Origin of the sequence: Novosphingobium aromaticivorans DSM 12444 (assembly GCF_000013325.1) — a bacterium.
GTDB lineage: Bacteria > Pseudomonadota > Alphaproteobacteria > Sphingomonadales > Sphingomonadaceae > Novosphingobium > Novosphingobium aromaticivorans.
This window is the reverse complement of record NC_007794.1, coordinates 2,747,999-2,764,806: the sequence shown is the minus strand read 5'-3', so window position 1 is coordinate 2,764,806 and position 16,808 is coordinate 2,747,999. Positions and strand designations below refer to the sequence as shown.

Annotated in this window: 18 protein-coding genes and 1 tRNA gene; 3 read left to right on the top strand and 16 right to left on the bottom strand. The window is 66.8% G+C overall.

Annotation, left to right across the window (positions count from 1 at the left end):
* Positions 1-79: 79 nt before the first annotated feature.
* From SARO_RS12910 to SARO_RS21065, 10 genes are all read right to left on the bottom strand, one after another.
* Entirely contained in the window at positions 80-1,480 is a 1,401-nt protein-coding gene (locus SARO_RS12910; RefSeq protein ID WP_011446203.1) for an SLC13 family permease, read from the bottom strand.
* A 129-nt stretch (positions 1,481-1,609) separates the two neighbouring features.
* Positions 1,610-2,422, bottom strand: coding sequence for a phosphoadenylyl-sulfate reductase (locus SARO_RS12905; RefSeq protein ID WP_011446202.1), 813 nt, complete (start codon positions 2,420-2,422; stop codon positions 1,610-1,612).
* 23 nt (positions 2,423-2,445) lie between these two features.
* Positions 2,446-2,877, bottom strand: a complete 432-nt coding sequence (locus tag SARO_RS12900) for a DUF934 domain-containing protein (RefSeq protein ID WP_011446201.1) — start codon at positions 2,875-2,877, stop codon at positions 2,446-2,448.
* Complete coding sequence (locus SARO_RS12895) at positions 2,870-4,504, bottom strand: nitrite/sulfite reductase (protein WP_011446200.1); 1,635 nt, start codon at positions 4,502-4,504, stop codon at positions 2,870-2,872. Before SARO_RS12895 ends, SARO_RS12900 begins: the two co-directional genes overlap by 8 nt.
* A gap of 1 nt (position 4,505) precedes the next feature.
* Positions 4,506-4,802: a DUF2849 domain-containing protein gene (locus tag SARO_RS12890; RefSeq protein ID WP_011446199.1), complete on the bottom strand. Its 297-nt coding sequence runs from the start codon at positions 4,800-4,802 to the stop codon at positions 4,506-4,508.
* The gene (gene cobA, locus SARO_RS12885; protein ID WP_011446198.1) at positions 4,799-5,569 is read right to left on the bottom strand and encodes a uroporphyrinogen-III C-methyltransferase; all 771 of its coding nucleotides are present in this window, start codon (positions 5,567-5,569) and stop codon (positions 4,799-4,801) included. The genes SARO_RS12890 and cobA overlap by 4 nt, the downstream gene beginning before the upstream one ends.
* Before the next feature lie 229 nt (positions 5,570-5,798).
* The gene (locus tag SARO_RS12880; RefSeq protein ID WP_011446197.1) at positions 5,799-6,764 is read right to left on the bottom strand and encodes a mechanosensitive ion channel family protein; all 966 of its coding nucleotides are present in this window, start codon (positions 6,762-6,764) and stop codon (positions 5,799-5,801) included.
* Complete coding sequence (metC, locus tag SARO_RS12875; RefSeq protein ID WP_011446196.1) at positions 6,761-7,993, bottom strand: cystathionine beta-lyase; 1,233 nt, start codon at positions 7,991-7,993, stop codon at positions 6,761-6,763. Before metC ends, SARO_RS12880 begins: the two co-directional genes overlap by 4 nt.
* 72 nt (positions 7,994-8,065) lie before the next feature.
* Positions 8,066-8,908 (bottom strand): 3-mercaptopyruvate sulfurtransferase, encoded by an 843-nt coding sequence (sseA, locus tag SARO_RS12870; protein ID WP_041550367.1) that lies wholly within the window; start codon positions 8,906-8,908, stop codon positions 8,066-8,068.
* A gap of 132 nt (positions 8,909-9,040) precedes the next feature.
* Positions 9,041-10,231, bottom strand: a complete 1,191-nt coding sequence (locus tag SARO_RS21065) for a hypothetical protein (protein WP_143004859.1) — start codon at positions 10,229-10,231, stop codon at positions 9,041-9,043.
* A 182-nt stretch (positions 10,232-10,413) separates the two neighbouring features.
* On the opposite strand from SARO_RS21065, the gene queF reads away from it, so the two are divergent.
* Complete coding sequence (gene queF / locus SARO_RS12855; RefSeq protein ID WP_041550362.1) at positions 10,414-10,866, top strand: preQ(1) synthase; 453 nt, start codon at positions 10,414-10,416, stop codon at positions 10,864-10,866.
* Positions 10,867-10,888: 22 nt separating this feature from the next.
* Here the strand turns inward: queF and SARO_RS12850 are convergent, their stop codons facing one another.
* The 5 genes from SARO_RS12850 to SARO_RS12830 form a co-directional block, all read right to left on the bottom strand.
* Complete coding sequence (locus SARO_RS12850) at positions 10,889-11,317, bottom strand: hypothetical protein (protein ID WP_049759390.1); 429 nt, start codon at positions 11,315-11,317, stop codon at positions 10,889-10,891.
* A gap of 216 nt (positions 11,318-11,533) precedes the next feature.
* Complete coding sequence (locus SARO_RS12845) at positions 11,534-11,692, bottom strand: hypothetical protein (RefSeq protein ID WP_157042434.1); 159 nt, start codon at positions 11,690-11,692, stop codon at positions 11,534-11,536.
* 162 nt (positions 11,693-11,854) lie between these two features.
* Positions 11,855-11,930 (bottom strand) — tRNA-Thr (locus SARO_RS12840).
* Between the two features lie 19 nt (positions 11,931-11,949).
* The gene (locus SARO_RS12835) at positions 11,950-12,822 is read right to left on the bottom strand and encodes a hypothetical protein (protein WP_011446190.1); all 873 of its coding nucleotides are present in this window, start codon (positions 12,820-12,822) and stop codon (positions 11,950-11,952) included.
* Positions 12,819-14,141: a replication-associated recombination protein A gene (locus tag SARO_RS12830; RefSeq protein WP_041550358.1), complete on the bottom strand. Its 1,323-nt coding sequence runs from the start codon at positions 14,139-14,141 to the stop codon at positions 12,819-12,821. The genes SARO_RS12835 and SARO_RS12830 overlap by 4 nt, the downstream gene beginning before the upstream one ends.
* 80 nt (positions 14,142-14,221) lie before the next feature.
* On the opposite strand from SARO_RS12830, the gene SARO_RS12825 reads away from it, so the two are divergent.
* Both SARO_RS12825 and SARO_RS12820 read left to right on the top strand, forming a co-directional pair.
* Positions 14,222-14,884, top strand: a complete 663-nt coding sequence (locus SARO_RS12825) for a PadR family transcriptional regulator (protein ID WP_234007360.1) — start codon at positions 14,222-14,224, stop codon at positions 14,882-14,884.
* An 86-nt stretch (positions 14,885-14,970) separates the two neighbouring features.
* Positions 14,971-15,432: a hypothetical protein gene (locus SARO_RS12820; protein ID WP_041551169.1), complete on the top strand. Its 462-nt coding sequence runs from the start codon at positions 14,971-14,973 to the stop codon at positions 15,430-15,432.
* Here the strand turns inward: SARO_RS12820 and SARO_RS12815 are convergent.
* The gene (locus SARO_RS12815; RefSeq protein WP_011446186.1) at positions 15,429-16,634 is read right to left on the bottom strand and encodes a glycosyltransferase family 4 protein; all 1,206 of its coding nucleotides are present in this window, start codon (positions 16,632-16,634) and stop codon (positions 15,429-15,431) included. The two genes, SARO_RS12820 and SARO_RS12815, sit on opposite strands and share 4 nt — an antisense overlap.
* Positions 16,635-16,808: the final 174 nt, after the last annotated feature.

Below are 16,808 nucleotides of genomic sequence, written 5' to 3'. Positions count from 1 at the left end.
GGAGGCCCTTGGAAGATTGTCTAACCCGGAAAGGCCGGTTCGGTGAAGAGGGAATTACGTATTAGTGCGCCGGGCCTGTTCAGAGAGAAGTAACCGTCCAGACCACCCCGACCAGCAGGAACACGCCGGCCACGTCCAGCGCGAACCCGGCCTTTATCATCGACCGCATCGAACAGTGCCCCGTTGCCCATGCCAGGGCGTTGGGTCCGGTGCCGGCTGGCAGCATGAATCCCCATGTCGCCGCGAATGCCGCCGGCAGCGCGAGCATGATCGGATCGGCCCCCAGTGCGGCGACGAGCGCCGCCACCACGGGCATGATCCCGCTGGCAGCGGCGATGTTGCTGGCAAATTCCGTCACGAGAATGACGAATGCCACCAGGACGAGCGCCACGACCGGAAGCGGTACGCCGGCAAGCGGCAGCAGCATTTCGCCCATCCATTTCGTCAGGCCGGATTCGGTCATGCCCATCGCCATTGCCAGCCCGCCGCCGAACATCAGCACGACGTCCCACGGTGCCCGGTTCGCCTCGGGCCAGGTCAGCATGGGGCGCCCGGTGCCGTCAGGCAGGAAGAACAGCACGAGGCCTGCTGCGGCGGCGATGGTCCCGTCGGTCAGGCCCCCCTTGGGGAACAGGCCTTCGAGCCAGGGCTGCGCCACCCAGGCGAGAAAGGCCAGCAGGGCGACCGGGACAAGGCGTCTTTCCGGCGTCGTCCATGCCGTTGCGCTTCCGATGGCCTCTCGCGCGGCGAGGGGGTCGAAGCTGTCTTCGTCAAGCTTCTGCACCCGGGCGATGATCCACGCGGCCAGGGGCACGGCGATGAGCACGATGGGTACGCCGTACATCGCCCAGCGCAGGAAGGTGATCTCGGTGCCGAGCGACTTCTCGATGAGGCCGGCAGCAATCGCGTTGGTCGGCGTGCCGATCAGCGTCGCCAGCCCGCCGATGCTCGCGGCAAATGCAATGCCCATCGGCAGGGCGCCCGCCATGCCGCGCGTCTCGCCTTCGCGCACTCCGCCTGCCGCCAGCATGGCCAGCGCCATCGGCATCATGATGAGAGCCGTCGAAGTGTTCGAGATGAAGCTGGAAAGCGTCGCCGTGGCGGCCATCACGGCCAGCAGCAACTGGCTCGGCTTCGTTCCCGCCAGTCCCATGATGAAGACGGCCAGTCGCCGGTGCAGTCCGGTGCGCTCGATGGCCAGCGCGAGAAACGCGCCGCCCACGAACAGGAACATGATCGGCGAATAGTAGGAGCCGGCGGTCTTGTTCGCATCGGCAACGCCGGTCAGCGGAAGAACGAGGAACGGCAGCAGCGCGGTCGCCGAAAGCGGCATCGCCTCGGTCATCCACCAGGCAGCCATCCACCACACCAGCCCGGCCGCGGCCCACGCGTTGTCCGGCATGCCCGCAGGCGGGGCCAGCAACAGCGTAGCGGCAAATCCCAGCGGTCCGGCCAGCAGCCCGATCCTGCGCGCGTCCATCACCCTTGCGTCACTCCCCCCGATGTCCCGGGAGGGGGCCTAGCAGAGCCAGGATGGGCGGGAAAGCGCGAGCGGATGCCCTTCTTGCAGCCGTCTTGCCCCACCGCGCGTCTGCGGCAGGGCGCTGCCTCAGAAGACCGGTTCGTATCCTGGGGGCAGTTCGTCGCCAGGCTTCTTGCCTGCGGCTTCGTCGTCGGTGGGCGAATGGATGCCGCATTCGGTCTTGTCCCAGCCCTTCCAGCGGCCCGAGCGCGGGTCTTCACCGGGGGCAACCTTGCTGGTGCAGGGCGCGCAGCCGATCGAGGGATAGCCCTGCGCGACCAGCGGATGCGGCGGCAAGCCATGCTCTGCGAAATAGGCCTCGAGCATGGTCTTGTCCCATGACGCGAGCGGGTTGATCTTCAACCGTCCTTGCGCGTCCGAACGGTCGATCTCGAACCGTGGAAGCCCTGCGCGGGTCTTCGACTGGAAGCCCTTGCGGCCGGTGATCGATGCATCGAAGTGGAGCAGGGCCCTGGCCAGCGGCTCGACCTTGCGGATCTCGCAGCAGCCATCCGGGTCCCAGGACCAGCGCAGCCCGTTCTCGTCCTTCTTGGCGATGACCGCCGCGTCGGGTTCGATGATCTGCAGGTTGGTCATGCCCAGGAAGCCGATCAACTCGTCGCGATAGGCAACGGTCTCGCGGAAATGCTTGCCCGTTTCGAGAAACAGGACCGGCACCGAAGGGTCGACTTCGGCGATCAGGTGGAGCAGCACCGCGCTTTCCGCGCCGAAGCTCGACACGACCGCGAGGTCGCCCGCCAGCCCGTCGCGGATCACCGAACGCAGCATGTCGTGCGTGTCGGTGCCCCGGAACAGGTTGTTGAGGCGGATCGCGTCCGTCTCGGTAAAGCGCGGCGCGGTGTCGAGCAGGTCGATCTTGCGGGTCACGGTGCTGTCCATTGGCTTCGTTCCTCGATCCCGGCTCAGGCCGGGTGACGCTTCGCCCAGATGGCCGGGCGCCCGTCGACGGTCTTCTGGTAGACCTCCGGCCTGGTCGCGAAGGCCTTCTCGGCGGCTTCCTGGCTGATCGGCTGGTCGGGCGCGAAGCTGTCGAAGCCGCAGCGGCGCATGTGCGAAAGCTGGTCGACCAGCACGTCGCCCACCGCCCGCAGTTCGCCGGCATAGCCATGCTCGCGCAGGATGCGCGCCGCCGAATAGCCGCGTCCGTCGGTATAAGCCGGGAAGTTCACTTCCACGAGGCTCAGCCGGTCAAGATGCGGCAGCAGTTCGCGGGCATCGTCGCCCGGCTCGATCCGTACGGCGGTCGCGTTGGTCTGCTCGGCAAAGGCGTCGACGGTCACGGCCGGATCGGCCACCGGTTCATCGCCCCGGAAACGCAGGTTCTGCTCAACCATAGATTGCCTCCTTGAACGGGGCCATGCCGATGCGGCGATAGGTGTCGACGAAGCGTTCCCCTTCGGCGCGCTGGGCGAGATAGACGTCAGTGGCCTTTTCGACCGCATCCACGATCCCGTCCTCGTTGAAGCCGGGGCCGGTGATCGTGCCGAGCGAGGTATCCGCGCCCTCGCACCCGCCGAGCAGGAGCTGGTAGTTCTCCACGCCCTTGCGGTCGACGCCGAGGATGCCGATGTGGCCGGCGTGGTGATGTCCGCAGGCGTTGATGCAGCCCGAGATCTTCAGCTTCAGCTCGCCCAGCTCGCGCTGGCGGCCGAGGTCTGCGAAGCGCTCCGAAATCTTCTGCGCCACCGGGATCGAACGGGCATTGGCAAGGCTGCAATAGTCGAGGCCCGGGCAAGCGATGATGTCGCCGATCAGGTCGAGGTTCGCATTCGCCAGGCCCGCCGCGTCCAGCTTCTGCCAGATCGCATGGAGGTCCGCCTTCTTCACGTGCGGCAGGACGATGTTCTGCGCATGGGTAACGCGCAGCTCGTCGAACGAATGCTCGAGCGCGAGGTCCGCCATAAGGCGGATCTGGTCGGCCGTCGCATCGCCCGGAATGCCGCCGACCGGCTTCAGGCTGATGTTGACGATGGCATAGCCCTTGGCCTTGTGGGCATGGACGTTCTGGTCCACCCACAGTGCGAAGTCGGGATCGGACAGGTCCAGCTCGTCCGATGCGTTGGCATCGAAGCCCGGCTGCTCGAAGAAGCCCTTGATGCGCTCCAGTTCGGCGGCAGGCGGCTCGAGGCCCAGCGTCAGGATGTGCTTGAACTCTTCCTCGACCTGGCGGCGATATTCATCGGCGCCGATCTCGTGGACGAGGATCTTGATGCGCGCCTTGTACTTGTTGTCGCGGCGGCCATAGCGGTTGTACACGCGCAGGCAGGCCTCGGCATAGGAGATCATCTGCAGCGGCGGCACGAAGTCGCCGATCACCGGGGCGATCATCGGCGTGCGGCCCATGCCGCCACCGACGTAGAACCGGCAGCCGATCTCGCCCGCGTCGTTCTTCACGAGCTGGATGCCGATGTCGTGCAGCTTCATCGCCGCGCGGTCGGTTTCGCTGCCGATGATCGCGATCTTGAACTTGCGCGGCAGGTAGTCGAACTCCGGATGGAACGTCGACCACTGGCGCAGCAGTTCGGCATAGGGGCGCGGATCGACCAGCTCGTCGGCCGCGGCACCGGCGAACTGGTCGGCGGTGGTGTTGCGGATGCAGTTGCCGCTGGTCTGGATCGCGTGCATCTCGACCGAGGCGAGGTCCGCCAGGATGTCGGGCGCGTCTTCCAGCTTGATCCAGTTGTACTGGATGTTCTGGCGCGTGGTGAAGTGGCCGTATCCGCGGTCGTACTTGTCCGCGATGTCGCCCAGCATGCGCATCTGCCGGCTGTTCAGCGTGCCATAGGGCACAGCCACGCGCAGCATGTAGGCATGAAGCTGGAGATAGAGGCCGTTCTTCAGGCGCAGCGGCTTGAACTGGTCCTCGGTGATGTCGCCGGCAAGGCGCCGCTGCACCTGGTCGCGGAATTCGGCGACGCGGGCATCGACCATTGCCTGGTCATAGCTGTCGTACTGATACATCTCAGATCACCCAGTTGCCGGCGGCAGGGTCGGCAGGCTTGAGGGAAAGGTCGAGGCGGACCGTGGGCCCGAGGGCGCGAATGCGGTCCTTGATGTGCGCGGGGCGGACGCCATCGGCGGTCTGTTCCGCGTCGATCACGTGCGTGTCCGTCACGATCTGCTTGGCGTTCTCGCGCGCGATGATCGCCTCGGCGTGCTCGCCCGCCTCCACCGCATCGTTGACGTGGCGCGACCAGCCTTCGCCGGTCCACCAGATCACGTCTCCGGTGCGCAGGTCGTTCCCGGTGATGATCTTCATCGCGCGGCCTCCAAAACTTGTCTCAATTCCATCATGTCTCCCCGGCCTGCCACTTCACCGATCACGATGAGGGCAGGGCTCCTGACCTTGTTGTCCGCCACCAGGCACCCGAGGCCCGCCAGCGTCCCGCGCAGCACGCGCATCTGCGGCCGTGCGGCATTTTCCACCACGGCCACCGGCATCTCGGGCGCCAGCCCGTCCGCCATCAGCTTTTCGGCAATCGCTTCCGAAGTGGCGACGCCCATATAGATCACCAGCGTCCTGCCAACCCCTGCAAGGCCGGCCCAGTTCTGGTCGGTCAGGCCCTTGCACTGGCCCGCGACGAAGCTCACGATGCTCGCGCTCTCGCGGTGGGTGAGAGGGATCATCGCCGCTGCCGCCGCGCCCATTGCGGCGCTCACTCCGGGCACGACCTGAACCGGAACGCCCGCCGCAAGGCAGTCTTCCGCTTCCTCTCCGCCGCGCCCGAACACGAACGGATCGCCGCCCTTGAGACGTACCACGTCGTTGCCCGCCAGCGCCTCGCGCACCAGCAGGGCGTTGATCTCGCCCTGCTTCATGGTGTGGCGCGACCGGCTCTTGGCGACGGAGATCATCCGGCAACCCTTGGGCGCCATCGCCAGGATCGAAGGATCCACCAGCCCGTCGTGCACCAGCACGCGGGCATTCATCACCAGCCGCGCCGCGCGCAGCGTGAGGAGGTCGGCATCGCCCGGACCCGCGCCCACGAGATGGACTGTCCCGATTCTCGAAGAAGAATTGCTCATCCGGCGCAGATGGGCGCAGAGCCATCAAGTCACCAGCGAGAATGCTTTTCCCCCCGCCTAGATGATCTTTAGCGGCAGGGGCGCTCAATCCGAAAGTCACCGTCACCCTGAACTTGTTTCAGGGTCCATCCATCGGCACAATACGGTGGTTAGCGCCTTGCCACTATGCCCGCAGGTTGCGCTCTCAGCCAACCACGGCGCCGCATCAGGCATCGACCCTGAAACAAGTTCAGGGTGACGGTGGTTCTCGGGAATTGGAGGCATCAGGAGCGTCGATCCGGCCTCGCAAAGCTTCCGCCAACACCCGCAGACCATCGCTATCCTTGAGGTTCAGGTCGCTTTGCGGGAAGGGAATCTGCACGCCGTTGTCGCGGAACAGGCGCCAGACCTTCTTCAGGATGTCCGAGCGCACGTTGCCCACGCCCGCTTCCGGATCGTCGATCCATACCACCAGCGACATGTCGATGCTGCTCGGGCCGAACGCGCTCAGCAATACGCCGGGCGAGGGGAACGACAGCGCGCGCGGGCTTGCGCCCACCGCCTCCAGGAGCAGCTTCTCGACCTGGTCGAGGTCCGAGCCATATGCGACGCTGACCGGAATGTTGATCGCCACCTCGCGCGAGGAATAGGACCAGTTCTCCACCTGCTGCGTCATCAGGTTTTCGTTCGGAATCAGATACTCGCGGTTGTCGCGCGTCGTCACCGATACCGCCCGGATGCCGATCTTCTTGACCTCGCCGAACGAACTGCCCTTGCCGTCGTTCACCGCGATCACGTCGCCCGGCTTGATCGAACGGTCCATCAGCAGGATGATCCCGGCGATCAGGTTGCCGAACGTCTTCTGCAGGCCAAAGCCGATGGCCAGGCCGAACGCGCCGGAAAACACCGTCAGGGCGGTCAGGCTGATCCCCAGCAGGTCGATGCCGACGAACAGGGCAAGTGCCCAGATCGCGATCGAGGCAAGCTTCTCGCCCAGCACCTGCTGCGTCCGATCGAGGCTCGACATGCGCGCGAAGATCCGCCGCGTCAGCCTGCTTCCCAGCCGCGCGACAAGGATCACGGCGATAAGGACCAGCACCACTTTCGTCGCGTTCCAGGCCGACACGTGGTAGTGACCGATGTCGAACCCGATCTTGTCCAGCGCGCGGGCCAGCTTCCGCCCCTCGCGGTGCACTTTCTCCAGGTTGTGGATCACAGCGCCGCCCTCCACGCGCCAAGCGCCTGCTCGATGTCCGCGATGAGGTCGGCGGTGTCCTCCAGCCCGATCGAAAGCCGCACGCCGAAGCGGTCCTCCATCGCCATGCCCGCCAGCGGCCACGCGCTCGCCGTGCGGATCGATGCCGGATCGACCGGTGTCGCCAGGCTCTCGAACCCGCCCCACGAATAGCCGATGCCGAACAGCGCAAGCGCATCGATCAGCGCATCGCGCGCCGCGCTGCTGCCGCCCTTCAGGACAAAGCTGAACAGCCCGCAGCCGCCGGCAAAGTCGCGCGCCCACAACTCGTGGCCGGGCGATCCCGGCAGCATCGGGCACAGCACCCGCGCCACCTCGGGCCGTCCCTCCAGCCACCCGGCGATGGCCAGCGCCGAAGCGGTCTCCGCCTCAAGCCGCATCTTCATGGTCCTGAGGCCGCGCAGCATCAGCGAGGCATCGTCGGGCGAAACCACCAGCCCCAGTCCCTGCGAGCGCAGGCGCAGCTTGCGATACCAGTCCGGTCCCGCGCTGGCGCTGCCCATCATGCAATCGGAATGGCCGGACACATGCTTGGTCAGGCTCATCGCCACGATGTCGACGCCGTGCGAAAGACCCGCAAATCCCAGCGGCGATGCCCACGTGTTGTCCAGCACGCTGACGATCCCGCGCGCCTTCGCCGCAGCCGCCAGCGCGGGCACGTCCTGCACTTCCATGGTCAGGCTGCCGGGGCTTTCCAGCAGCACCGCCTTCGTCCTGTCGCAGCAGGCGGCCTCGAAGGCGCCAATGCTCGTCGGATCGAACCAGCGCGTCTCCACGCCGAAATCCCTGAGCAACCCTCGTGCCATCACGCGGCTCGGTTCATAGGCGTTGTCCGTCATCAGCAGCACGTCGCCCGGTCGCAGCATTGTCAGCAGTACGCCCGCGATTGCCGCGACGCCCGATGGATAGAGCACGGTCCCTGCCGCGCCCGGTTCGATCTGCGTCAACGCCTCGGCCAGCGCCCACTGCGTCGGGGCGCCGCGCCGTCCGTAATAGAACCGCCCGTCCTCGTTGGCCGGATGCGCCCGCAGCGCCGCCATGTCCGGGTAGAGATGCGTCGATGCGCGCCATACGGCAGGATTGACCACGGCCCCGGGATGATCGGGCGTGCCCGTCCACTCTTCCCGCCGCCCCGCAAGCACGCCGCGCGTGCCGGGCCCCAGATCGCTCATGTTGTCGGAACTGCTCATCGGCCCGCTGTTAGCAGCAATGCCCACCAGTTTCGACTGCTTCCCTGCGGCTTCAGCCCCCGGGGAAGTTTCTCACGCCGGTCCAGTCGCCTTGGGCGTTTCGGGATCGACCCCCCATTCGCTCCACGATCCGTCATAGAGCGATACGTCGTCCTTGCCGATCAGGTGCAGGGCGAAGATCACCACGTTGGCGGTCATGCCCGATCCGCACGACGAGATCAGTGGACGCGAAAGATCGACTCCCGCCGCCTCGAAGATAGCGCGGATCGCGTCGGGCGATTTCCACGTGCCGTCGGCGTTGAACAGGCTGGAATAGGGCACGTTGCGCGCACCGGGGATGTGCCCGCTCGCCACGGCCGGATTGGTTTCCGCCATCTCGCCGGTAAAGCGGCCCGCGCCCCGCGCGTCGACCACCTGTTCGGCCTTGGTGTCCAGATTGGCGAGGACATCGCCCTTGGTGCGCACGTGGCTCTGATCGGACCACACGGTGAAGTGGCGGGCGCGCAAGGTTTCGCGGCCCTGGGCGCACTTGCGGCCTTCCGCTTTCCACTTGGCGATGCCGCCGTCGAGCAGCGCCACGTTCTGCGCCCCGAACATCGTCAGCATGAACCAGGCGCGGGTGGCGGACTTGATCGGGCTGTCGTCGTAGATCACGACGCGGCTGCCGTCGCCAAGGCCCAGGGCCTGCATCCTGCTGGCGAATTTCTCGGCCGGGGGCAGGGTGTTCGGCACGGCGGATGCCGAATCGACAAGGTCCGCAAGGTCCATGAACACCGCGCCGGGGATATGGCAGGCCTCGTATTCCAGCAGGGCGTTGCGGCCGTGCTCCGGCAGGAACGCCGTTGCGTCGACGATACGGAGGTCGCTCGCGCCCATTTCGTTCGCGAGCCACTGGGTCGAAACCAGCGAATCCATCTTAGCCTGTGCTCCTGCCTGCTGCATGCGCGACCCGTCTTTGCGCGGGTTCGTGCCTGGCAGACTAGACCGCCTGTTCGGGACCGTCGAGCCGTAAAAGGGCCGATGCGCGCATCATCCCGGGACGCGCCTTCAGGCAAACGCCGGGACGGGCAGGGCGCGCTGTCCGACCTGCTGGTACACCCTCGGGCCAAGGTCGAGGCGGAAGGGCTGGAGCCGCGTCCCCGCCTGTCCCTCGTCCAGCCCGATGACGAAAGCGGCTCTCAGTTTCACCGGCTTTCCGCTTGCCGAAAGCCCGAGGGCCTCGATCCGCACCAACGGTACGAACAGCGCCGCGTCGCCATGCCGGATCGGGGTGATCGCGGCCAGCGGAAGGCGGATTTCTCCTGAAAGTTCCAGCGTTTCTCCGACGCTCATCCGGTCCACCCGATGCAGTGTTGGCGCATCCGACAGGCCAAGCTGTTCCTCCGCGGGGCGCGATGCGTGGGCCGAAACCATGTCGCCACGCACGACAAGGTCGGTCACGTCCTCGTCGGCGGTAATCAGCAGGCGATAGGCCAGCGTCGCATTGACGAGGCTCGCGCTCATCCGCGCCGCGTGAAGGTGCATGTCGAGGGGCTGCATCGCCGCCGCTGGTGACACCGAGGGCGCTGTCGGGGCCGGTCGAGGCGCTGGAGCGGATTTGGGCTCGGGCTCGGCTGGGGCTGGGGCTGGCGAAGCGGTCTTGCCGGCCACGACGGGCCGTTCGAACTCCGGCTCCGCCTCGGCCAGCGTCTGCCTGCGGCGCAGCAGCAACCAGCCAACGACCGCCCCGAGGGCCAGCAGGAAGCCCGCGATCCACGGCAGCGGATTGCTCGCTGGCTCGGGGGCGGGGGCAAGTGGCGGGGGCGCAAGGGCGGGGGTGTCGAGGGTCGGCTGGGTCAGTGGCGGCGGAAGAGCCGCCGCGCCGGTCGGGCTCGGACTCGGCGCGGGAAGCGCGGTTGTCGAGGTTGTCGGCGCCGGCATTGGCTGCGCCGTCATGGCGGGCCGGGGTCGGGGGGAAGGCCGGGCAGTCGGGGCCGAGGTCGGAGTGGGCGCGGCGATCACCGGAGGCGGGGCAGCCTGGGGAGGGGGAGTCTCTACGGTGGGCGCGTCGGTCGTGGCGACGCGCGGTGGCGGCGAGCCGGGGACGACCGGGCCTTGCGCCGTGGCCGAGGGCGTGGGCGCAGGCGGCAACTGGTATGAGCCGGCATTCTGTGCGCGCGCGCCGGTCGCGGTGACGGCGGCGGCGGTCAGCGCAAGCGCGGCAAGGGTTGTCGGAAAGTGCCCCGTGGTCCTCATCATGGAACCCGGACAAGGCGCGGGTGGTTTAATCGTCGATGAACCGATGGGCATGATCGGCTCACTTGCCCTGCGGCTGCGACCGGTGCATTGGGCGCGCAACAGAAGGGCTTCGGGGTGCGCCAAGGTGCATTTCGGTGCCGTCAGGTGCTTTTAGGTGCCGTTCAGGTCACAAGGCGGTCGTCATGGCAAATACACCACTTTTCCTCGGACAAAACAGCAGCTTGCCAGCTTCTCCGGACGAGGCTGTGCTCGATTACGTGGCCAATCCGCGTCCCGGCGCGCTTTACATGATCCGCTTTGCTGCGCCCGAATTCACCTCGCTCTGCCCGGTCACCGGCCAGCCCGACTTCGCACACCTCGTGATCGATTATGCGCCCGGTGAATGCATCGTGGAATCAAAGGCCTTGAAGCTGTTCCTCGGATCGTTTCGCAACCATGCCGGCTTCCACGAGGACGTGACCGTCGGCATCGGCCAGCGCCTGTTCGACGAGATGAAGCCGCAATGGCTGCGCATCGGTGGCTACTGGTACCCGCGCGGCGGAATTCCGATTGACGTGTTCTGGCAATCGGGTCCGCCGCCGGCCGGTCTTTGGCTTCCGGATCAAGGGGTTGCGCCTTACCGCGGACGCGGCTGACGCATGGCGCGCCGCAGCCCGCTCAGGCAGCGAGCTGCGGCAACCGGAAGGTCTCGCGCTGTTCCGGCGCAAGCATGACGACAAGCGCCTTGACCACGCGGTCGCGCCCTTCGTCCGTCAGGTGCACCCAGATGCGGCGGCGGTCCTGCGGGTCGGGTTCGCGGACGATCAGGCCGCTGTCGTGGAACATCGCAAGCCAGCGAAGCACGGTCGCGCCGGGCACGTTGGCGCTGAGGCCAAGGCCGGTCACCGATATCCGACGCCCTTCGCAGCGGTGCACGAACAGTTCCAGGAGCAGGTCCCACGCGGGGTCCGCGACCTGGATCCCGGGGAACAGTTCCTGACGGCGGCGGCGAGCCGCTATCTTCGCCCTTGCTTCATGGAGCAGTTGCTCGGCAGTTGGCTCTGCCTTCTCGCCCTCGCCGGTGGTGGCGAGGAGTTCGCCGAGCATTGCGCTTATAGTGGCGAGCCGATCTCGATCATTTTTGTTCATACCTTCGCATTCCCAGTCCAACCCCGAGATAATCCATGCGGATTAAAACGCAGATTTGCAAATGCAAACGGTTGAAATTGATAGGAAAATGAGCGAATATTAACTAATCGCGGTTACGTGAAGATTATATCTTAAGTTAACATGGTCAAGGATTTCTGCGGCTTTCGGAATGGACTAAGAGTTCAGTCCGATAGTACCCAAAAGTTCGGAAATCTGTTCCAGAAGGTCCATCGCGGCCAGTTCCTGTTGCGAACAGGAAGGCACTTCCGCTTCATGGCGCGCGCGAATCGCCGCCGCGAGTTCGATGCACGCGGTCCGCGTTTCCAGCAGCATCGCCGCGGCTGTCCCATTTCCGGTCATCGCGCCTTGTCCCAGACCTGCACTTGCGGAGCAAGTCTCGACTTAACATTTGTTACGTTGCGCGCGAGACATGATCCCTGAAGTCCCGCGGACGCAGGGCACGCGCGTGCAAAGTCGGTGCGATCGATCGGGGAATGGTGCCGGCTACAGGATTCGAACCCGTGGCCCCCTGATTACAAATCAGGTGCTCTACCAACTGAGCTAAGCCGGCTTGTCGCTGTTCCCTAGCCTCAGACGGCACCGAAGGTCCAGCCCTCCGTTCGCGCGATTTCGGGTGTAAGTTCGCGGGGAGACCAGAGCCGGGGGTTAGGGGCGGCGCGGCGAAGCCACGCCGCCGTCACGATGGCGTCGCAGGTGTGATCGTCGAGCGGGCCGGCCAGCCCTGATGGCTCGGAGCCCAGGCGCGCGAGCGCATCATCGAGTTCGCCCGCCGATCGCATCTTCGAGCGCGAGGCCGTGCGCCCGGCGGCCATGGCGGCGATGGTCGTGTAGATTTCGCAGAGGACCGGACCGCGCGCGGGCAGGGGATCGACAGGCCAGACGCTCGCCGCCCCGCGAAGCCTGTGCAGCAGCCGCATCCCCGAAAGGCTCGACTTGCCGACTTGCGCCGCGCCGACGAGGTTGAAGTTCGAATAGGGCTTGCACCCCATCCGCCGCTGTGCCGCCTCCGTCGTGCGGAAGCGTCCCTGCCCGCCGCCGAACCGTGCGCCCTCGCGCCCGCCGTGGCGGCGGAAATAGGCAGAGAACGCGGGGTGGTCGACAAACGAGGTGACGCCAAGATGCGGATCGTCAGCGCAGATCGCGTCGATCGAAGCCCACAGGTCGCGTGCCGTCGCCGGGCTTTCGGCGAGCCCCGGAAAAAACGCGCCCCGGTCCGCGAAGGGCAGCGATATGCCAAGGTCCATGCCTACCAGCGCGTCGTCCGGCAGCTCTTCGTCCAGGAACCGCAGCACTTCCTCGCGCGACCAGCGGTGCGAAGGGCGAACCATGGCGGGTGCCGCATCCCCGCGCGCGGCCATGGCCACCGCGATGCCCTTGTGGCGCTCGCCCGCGGCGCCCGACCAGTCGATCGCGACGAAATGCCCGAAACGCCCCGGGTTCATCCGCCCTCGCGCTCGCGGCGCTTGCGGTCCCACCATTCGAGGCGTTTCAGAACCTCGCGCTCGAACCCACGCTCGACCGGGGTGTAGTAAGTCTGCGGCGCCATGCCATCGGGCCAGTAGTTCGCGCCCGAAAACCCGTCCTCGGCGTTGTGGTCGTAGGCATAGCCCTTGCCGTAGCCGATGTCCTTCATCAGCTTGGTCGGCGCGTTGAGGATGTTGGCGGGAGGCATGAGCGAGCCCGTCTCGCGCGCGGACTTCCACGCCGCCTTGTGCGCGGCATAGGCGGCGTTGGATTTGGGCGCGGTGGCAAGGTACAGCAGCGCCTGGACGATGGCGAGTTCGCCTTCCGGACTGCCGAGGAACTCGTAGGCATCCTTGGCGGCAAGGCACTGGACGAGTGCCTGCGGATCGGCGAGGCCGATGTCCTCCACCGCCATGCGCACCATGCGGCGCAGCAGGTAGAGCGGTTCCTCGCCCGCGACGAGCATTCGCGCGAGATAATAGAGCGCCGCCTGCGGATCGGAACCGCGCACCGATTTGTGCAGCGCCGAGATCAGGTTGTAGTGCCCTTCGCGGTCCTTGTCGTAGACAGCGACCCGCCGCATCAGGAACTTGCCGAGGCCTTCGGGATCGAGCGGCGCGGGCAGCGATACGTCGAACAGCATCTCCGCCTGGTTCAGCAGGAAACGCCCGTCGCCATCGGCCGAGGCGACCAGCGCCTCGCGCGCGGGCGGGGTGAGGGGAAGGCGAAGGCCGGTGACGTCCTCGGCCCGGTCGAGAAGTGTGCCCAGCGCCGCCGCATCGAGCCGATGCAGGATCAGTACCTGTGCCCGGGAAAGAAGTGCGGCGTTGAGGGCGAAGCTCGGGTTCTCGGTCGTCGCGCCGACGAGCGTGACGGTGCCGTTTTCCACGAAGGGCAGGAAGCCGTCCTGCTGGGCGCGGTTGAAGCGGTGGATCTCGTCGACGAACAGCAGGGTTCGCCGCCCCGCAAGTGCCATCGCCTCTGCCTCTGCAAAGGCCTTCTTGAGGTCCGCAACGCCCGAGAACACGGCGCTGATCGCGACGTAGCGCATGCCCACCGCCTCGGCGAGCAGGCGGGCGATGCTGGTCTTGCCGGTGCCCGGCGGCCCCCACAGGATCATCGAGGTAAGCTTGCCTGCCGCGACCATCCGCCCGATGGCGCCGTCCGGCCCGGTCAGGTGGTCCTGCCCGATGATTTCCGACAGGTCGCGCGGGCGCAGCCGGTCGGCCAGCGGTCCTTCCGCCGAGGCTTCGGGCGGCGGGCGATCCTGCGGAGGCGGGGCGAAGAGGTCTGCCATCCCTGCGGAAATAGGTGCCTGCGCGGAAAATTGCATCAGCCTCTTGCATGATCGCAATTAAGATATATCTTAGAGCCATCATGAAAAGGAACATGCACATGCATTTCGAACGTGGCCGCGACAATTGCGGCCGGAACGGCGCCGGGTTTGATCGGCGTGCCGCCAGGATGATGGCGATGATGGGCGGGCGCTTCGGCGGCGGTCCCTTTGGCGAAGGCGGGCCCTTCGGCGAAGGGCGTGGCTTTGGCGGTCATGGCGGGGGCGGCGGCAGGGGCCGGCGCGGCGGGCGGATGTTCGCCGGCGGCGAGCTTCGCCTGCTGCTTCTGCACCTTGTCGCCCAGCAGCCGCGCCACGGCTATGACCTGATCCGTGCGGTGGGCGAACTGGCCGGCGGCGAATATGCGCCCAGCCCCGGTGTGGTCTATCCGACGCTCAGCCTGCTGGTGGACGAAGGGCTGATTGCCGAGGAAGCCGGCGACGGCCCGCGCAAGGCGTTTGCCGCAACCGATGCGGGCCGCACCGAGCTCGATGGCAGGAGCGACGAACTCGACGCCATCGTCGCGCGGCTCAAGGCACTGGGCGACCAGGGTGAGCGCTCGGCCAGTCCGCCGGTACGCCGCGCGATGGGCAATCTTCACGCCGTGCTGCGCAATCGCGCCATGGCCGAAGGTTTCGACACCGAGACGGCCCATGCCATCGCCGACATCCTCGACGAGGCCGCGCGCCGGATCGAAAGGCTTTGATGTTGCACGAGTCCGCCCTTTCGCGGCACTTTGACGACATCAATGCCCGTGGTATCCTCTCCCCGCAGCGCAAGGGGAGAGGCGCCATGCAGGAAACGACCCATGCAACTCATGCAAGCCATGCACCCCGGACGCCCGGCCATCTCTGGATCGTCGGCACGGTCGGCCTGATCTGGAACAGCTTCGGCTGCGTCGACTATGCGATGACGAAGCTGGACCCGGCGGGCTACGCGGCCTCGATGGGCGAGGGCGTCCTTGCCTATGTGGAGAGCCTGCCGGCCTGGCTCAGCGTGTTCTGGGCGCTCGGCGTCTGGGGCTCGCTGGCGGGGTCGATCCTGCTGCTGCTCCGCTCGCGCCACGCGGCGAGGGCGTTCATCGTCTCGCTTGCCGGATTCGTCGTGACGCAGGGCTACCAGCACTTCGGCAGTGAAATGCCGTCGGCAATGAAGGGGCCGGGCGCCTATGGCATTGCCCTGGCGATCCTTGTCGCTCTGGTGTTCCAGCTTGCCTACGCGCGGCGCATGGCCGAGGCGGGCGTCCTGCGCTAGCGGCGCCTGCTGCGGATCGCCTTCTGCCGGACGAGCCGCAGGTAGGTGTCGGCAACCGCCTGGTTTATGCGGTCCCACGAGAAGTCGAGGCTGCGTTCCTCGCCCGCCGCACCGTGCCGGCCGCGCAAGTCCGCGTCCTCGACATAGCAGCGCAGCGCCTCGGCAAACTGCCGCACCGCGCCCGGCGCGATGAGGCGGCCGGAAACGTTGTCGTCGACAAGGCTCTGGCTGCCGGTGGCGGCCGCCGCAACGACCGGAACGCGGCAGGCCATCGCCTCGAGCGTGACGTTGCCGAAGGTTTCGGTGACCGAAGGGTTGAACAGCACGTCCATGCTGGCAACCGCGCGGCCAAGGTCTGCTCCGCCCTGGAACCCGGCGAAGACCGCCTGCGGCAGGCGCGCGGCGAACCAGTCATGCGCGGGGCCTTCGCCCACCACCAGCACCCGGTGCCTGACGCCGCGCCGCGCGAGCTGGTCGATCGAGTCCGAGAAGACGTCGAGCCCCTTTTCCATCACCAGTCGGCCAAGGAAGCCGACCACGACTTCGTCATCGGCAATGCCCAGCTCGCGTCGCCATTCGAGGCTGCGCGCGCCGGGATGGAAGATGTCGCGGTCTACCCCGCGCGACCAGATATCGATGTCGTAGTTCATGCGCTGGTCGCGAAGCACTTGCGCCATCGATTCCGACGGGGCCACCAGTGCGTCGCAGCGGCGGTAGAAGCGGCGCATCAGCGCCTCGATCACCGGTTCGAGCCAGGCCATGTTGTAGTAGCGGAAGTAGGTTTCGAACCGGGTGTGGACCGAGGCCAGGATCGGCAGGCCGCGCCGACGCGCCCAGGACACCGCCCGGTGTGCCACCACGTCTGGCGAGGATACGTGGACGACGTGGGGATCGAACGCTGCCAGATCGCGGCGCACACGCGGGCTGAGCGCGAGGGGGAAGCGATATTCGGCCCGGCCGGGGATCGCGAACGAGGGAACGCCGACAAGCGTCCCGGTGGCGGGGAAGGCGGGCTCTTCCACCTTGGGCGCATAGACCCGGACGTCCGCGCCCTGGCGCAGGAGGTAGCCGACCAGCCGGTTGAGCGCCTGGTTCGCCCCGTCGCGCACGTAGTTGTAGTTGCCGCTGAACAGCGCAACCCGCAGGCCTGCGACCTCGGTCGGGAACGATGGGACGGCGGGGGCGGTCTTCGCGGAACTCATCCGCGGCCCCATAGCCCGCTATCGCTGCCTTGGCGAGAGAGCGCGGTCACGCCGTTGTCGAAATGCGCCGTCCGTGGCGCGCGCGGCACGTCCGGTCGCGCCGGGCATTTGCAGGAGGAACCGGTGTCGTGCTCGCCCGCTCCAATGGGGCCGATCCAGCACAGGAGTTCGTGA

What these genes read in the sequence shown, in the direction of transcription:
- SARO_RS12900 (WP_011446201.1), bottom strand. Translation starts at nt 2,877, where the DNA reads ATGGTTGAGCAGAACCTGCGTTTCCGGGGCGATGAACCGGTGGCCGAT.
- SARO_RS21065 (WP_143004859.1), bottom strand. Translation starts at nt 10,231, where the DNA reads ATGATGAGGACCACGGGGCACTTTCCGACAACCCTTGCCGCGCTTGCG.
- SARO_RS12830 (WP_041550358.1), bottom strand. Translation starts at nt 14,141, where the DNA reads ATGGCAGACCTCTTCGCCCCGCCTCCGCAGGATCGCCCGCCGCCCGAA.
- SARO_RS12910 (WP_011446203.1), bottom strand. Translation starts at nt 1,480, where the DNA reads ATGGACGCGCGCAGGATCGGGCTGCTGGCCGGACCGCTGGGATTTGCC.
- metC (WP_011446196.1), bottom strand. Translation starts at nt 7,993, where the DNA reads ATGAGCAGTTCCGACAACATGAGCGATCTGGGGCCCGGCACGCGCGGC.
- cobA (WP_011446198.1), bottom strand. Translation starts at nt 5,569, where the DNA reads ATGAGCAATTCTTCTTCGAGAATCGGGACAGTCCATCTCGTGGGCGCG.
- SARO_RS12825 (WP_234007360.1), top strand. Translation starts at nt 14,222, where the DNA reads ATGAAAAGGAACATGCACATGCATTTCGAACGTGGCCGCGACAATTGC.
- SARO_RS12835 (WP_011446190.1), bottom strand. Translation starts at nt 12,822, where the DNA reads ATGAACCCGGGGCGTTTCGGGCATTTCGTCGCGATCGACTGGTCGGGC.
- queF (WP_041550362.1), top strand. Translation starts at nt 10,414, where the DNA reads ATGGCAAATACACCACTTTTCCTCGGACAAAACAGCAGCTTGCCAGCT.
- SARO_RS12845 (WP_157042434.1), bottom strand. Translation starts at nt 11,692, where the DNA reads ATGCTGCTGGAAACGCGGACCGCGTGCATCGAACTCGCGGCGGCGATT.
- SARO_RS12890 (WP_011446199.1), bottom strand. Translation starts at nt 4,802, where the DNA reads ATGAAGATCATCACCGGGAACGACCTGCGCACCGGAGACGTGATCTGG.
- SARO_RS12895 (WP_011446200.1), bottom strand. Translation starts at nt 4,504, where the DNA reads ATGTATCAGTACGACAGCTATGACCAGGCAATGGTCGATGCCCGCGTC.
- sseA (WP_041550367.1), bottom strand. Translation starts at nt 8,908, where the DNA reads ATGGATTCGCTGGTTTCGACCCAGTGGCTCGCGAACGAAATGGGCGCG.
- SARO_RS12820 (WP_041551169.1), top strand. Translation starts at nt 14,971, where the DNA reads ATGCAGGAAACGACCCATGCAACTCATGCAAGCCATGCACCCCGGACG.
- SARO_RS12905 (WP_011446202.1), bottom strand. Translation starts at nt 2,422, where the DNA reads ATGGACAGCACCGTGACCCGCAAGATCGACCTGCTCGACACCGCGCCG.
- SARO_RS12815 (WP_011446186.1), bottom strand. Translation starts at nt 16,634, where the DNA reads ATGAGTTCCGCGAAGACCGCCCCCGCCGTCCCATCGTTCCCGACCGAG.
- SARO_RS12850 (WP_049759390.1), bottom strand. Translation starts at nt 11,317, where the DNA reads ATGCTCGGCGAACTCCTCGCCACCACCGGCGAGGGCGAGAAGGCAGAG.